We start from the raw sequence: 2,667 nt of genomic DNA on the forward strand, positions 1-2,667 counted from the left end.
TGAAAGTGTTATGGCAAGGATGGCTTAAGTTACAAGCCATCCTGGAAGGCTACGATTTAGCAAAATCTCTTGAGTCAAACTTGTGATCAAGAGACAGCTAATTAGCGCCTTTTTGCATTGTGGCTAAATACAAATTTAATGCTGATTGATCATATGCGTTGCTAGTTGAGAGAATGATTGCTTTAAGCCTTCACGTAACAACGGATTGTCTATTTCTATATCCAGCGTTTTATTCATGCAGTACATCCATTGATCGCGCAATGCTTTATCTACAGTAAAAGGCATATGCCTTTTACGTAGCATTGGCTGGCCATGTTTTTCAGTAAATAGGTTTGGCCCGCCTAACCAACCAGATAAAAATTCAAAAAATACTTGGCGAATTCGATCTAATGGCAGAGGATGCATATCATATAACGGTTTAGCGTATTCATCTGACTCCATTATGTCGTAGAATCGATTGGAGATAGCTCGCGCCCCTTTCTCTCCACCTATTATTTCATACGGTGTTTTTTCAGGAGTAGGAGCCTGTTGCTCAGGAGCTGGCTTAGATTTAGAAAAAAGTCGTTTAATCATATTACTTATCATCGTTAATAGGCAGTATATAGCTGCAAAGAGGTTGCTTTAAAATGGACAAATATGCGGTTTTTGGAAATCCAATTAAACATTCAAAATCCCCCGCGATACATAAACAATTTGCTGTATCACTGGGTGAGCAAATCGACTATCGCGCAATATTAACACCTATCGATAACTTTGAAAAAACAGTATTGTCTTTTTTTGAGCAAGGTGGTGTTGGTGCTAACGTTACAATGCCATTTAAAGAGCAAGCCTATGCAATGGCCGATGAGCTTACGCCATTAGCTAAAATTGTAGGGGCTGTTAATACATTAAAAAAACGAGATGATGGCACATTACTCGGTGATAACACCGATGGTGTGGGCTTTGTAAATGATTTAGTCGCTAATGAAGTAGCCATAACTAATAAACGCATTTTAATCATAGGTGCGGGCGGTGCTGCTCGAGGGGTTATTTTACCTTTGTTAGAGCATAACCCTCAGGAAATAATAATAGTTAATCGCACAGCACAAAAAGCTAAAGAACTCGCAGAGCTGTTTACTCAATATGGACCAGTATCTGGCTTTGGCTTTGATGATTTACCAGTAAGCGATTACTCACTAATTATAAACTCTACATCTAGCAGTATGAATAATGAGCTTCCAGCTCTTGATGAAAAACACATAACTAACTGTGAAGTCGCTTATGACATGTTTTATTCATTGCAAAATACCATTTTTATGAATTGGGTTGCACAGCATAATATTAACGCTAAGCTTTTAGATGGCAGTGGAATGTTAGTTGGTCAAGCTGCTCAAGCATATTATGTATGGCGTAACAAAATGCCAAAAATACTTCCCGTCGTTGATGCACTCAAACAAGGAATGCTTAAATGAATCAGGCAATACAGTTTATAGATAGGCTAGAGTTTAGAGAGCCCGATCATCAGTTAGTTTTTTTTGCACAAGTTAGTGGCATGCTGGTGGAATGTATAATAGAAGTAAATACACTTAAATTAACAGACGAAAGTCACGCAACAGAGTATTTTGAAAAGTATCGTTTTGATTACGAAGAACGTGCCGAGGAGCTTATCGAAGAAGAGAGCTATAACTCGGCAGGCCAAATTGAAGTAAGCTTATTAACTTAAGTTATCGATTTCAGCTAAGTATTCATCTTTAAGTGATACATAGTTATCGGCAGATATTTTTAAGAAGGCAAGTTCTTGCTCTGTAAGAGGGCGGGCTTGCTTAGCTGGACTTCCTACATATAAGTAACCAGACTCTAAACGCTTGTTTGGAGGCACCAAAGAGCCGCCGCCTATAATTACATCATCTTCAACAACCACGTTATCCATAATGATAGCGCCCATACCCACAAGTATACGATCTCCTAGTACGCATCCATGCAACATTACCTTATGACCAACAGTTACATCGTCACCTATAATAAGTGGGTAACCATCAGGATTGCTTTTAGTTGCACGAGATAAATGCAATACACTGCCATCTTGTATATTGGAGCGTTTACCAATACGTATATAGTTAACATCACCACGTGCAGCTACTAACGGCCACACACTACTATTATCACCTAAAGTAATGTTACCAACCAAAACCGATGACTCATCAATATAAACAGACGAATTAAATGAAGGAGTAACACCTTTATAAGAACGAATTGCCATAGTTAGTGCCTTTTAGATCATGATTATTAGTATTTGAGTGTATCAGCAAGGTTATTTTTGTACCATAAAAGGCGCCGTTTGGTTACAAAACTATCAGTTTCAGGGGGTTTAGTTCAGATACTGACCGAACAGCATCTTTTTTTACTTTTTCTTTAAAAAAGTACTTGCGTAAAAATCTGTTCTCCCTATAATGCGACCCCACTGAGACGGGAAACGCTGAAGCATAGCGAGGCACGAACTACTCAGAAAGTTAAATAAAACTTCGGTTTTAAATTATCGAAAGAAAGTTTAAAACTAAGTGTTGACTCGAAAAATAAAGGGTGTATTATTCGCATCCCTTGAGACGCTAAAGCGACTCAAAACGTTCTTTAACAATATAAAGCAATCATCTGTGTGGGCACTCGTACAGATTGAGTTCTAACAGCCAA

General features: G+C 38.3%; 4 protein-coding genes. 2 read left to right on the plus strand and 2 right to left on the minus strand.

Features of this window, described 5'->3' with window-relative positions; all coding sequences use genetic code 11:
• Positions 1-135: 135 nt before the first annotated feature.
• Entirely contained in the window at positions 136-573 is a 438-nt protein-coding gene (locus I6E85_RS20680) for a group II truncated hemoglobin (protein WP_004335148.1), read from the minus strand.
• 53 nt (positions 574-626) lie between these two features.
• Between I6E85_RS20680 and aroE the strand changes: the two genes are divergently transcribed.
• Together aroE and I6E85_RS20690 are read left to right on the plus strand one after the other, a co-directional pair.
• Positions 627-1,451, plus strand: coding sequence for a shikimate dehydrogenase (gene aroE / locus I6E85_RS20685; protein WP_024591293.1), 825 nt, complete (start codon positions 627-629; stop codon positions 1,449-1,451).
• A complete protein-coding gene (locus tag I6E85_RS20690) occupies positions 1,448-1,702 on the plus strand; it encodes a DUF1488 family protein (RefSeq protein WP_007584142.1) in 255 nt (84 codons plus the stop codon). The genes aroE and I6E85_RS20690 overlap by 4 nt, the downstream gene beginning before the upstream one ends.
• Here I6E85_RS20690 and I6E85_RS20695 read toward each other — a convergent pair.
• Positions 1,694-2,239 carry a gamma carbonic anhydrase family protein gene (locus I6E85_RS20695; protein ID WP_024591294.1) on the minus strand — a complete coding sequence of 182 codons (546 nt, stop codon included), beginning with the start codon at positions 2,237-2,239 and terminating at the stop codon, positions 1,694-1,696. The two genes, I6E85_RS20690 and I6E85_RS20695, sit on opposite strands and share 9 nt — an antisense overlap.
• Positions 2,240-2,667 lie beyond the last annotated feature (428 nt).

Source organism: Pseudoalteromonas sp. NZS71 (assembly GCF_015864715.1).
Taxonomy (GTDB): Bacteria; Pseudomonadota; Gammaproteobacteria; order Enterobacterales; family Alteromonadaceae; genus Pseudoalteromonas; species Pseudoalteromonas arctica.

Coding starts and splice junctions, on each gene's coding strand:
- I6E85_RS20680 (WP_004335148.1), bottom strand. CDS start 573: ATGATTAAACGACTTTTTTCTAAATCTAAGCCAGCTCCTGAGCAACAG.
- aroE (WP_024591293.1), top strand. CDS start 627: ATGGACAAATATGCGGTTTTTGGAAATCCAATTAAACATTCAAAATCC.
- I6E85_RS20690 (WP_007584142.1), top strand. CDS start 1,448: ATGAATCAGGCAATACAGTTTATAGATAGGCTAGAGTTTAGAGAGCCC.
- I6E85_RS20695 (WP_024591294.1), bottom strand. CDS start 2,239: ATGGCAATTCGTTCTTATAAAGGTGTTACTCCTTCATTTAATTCGTCT.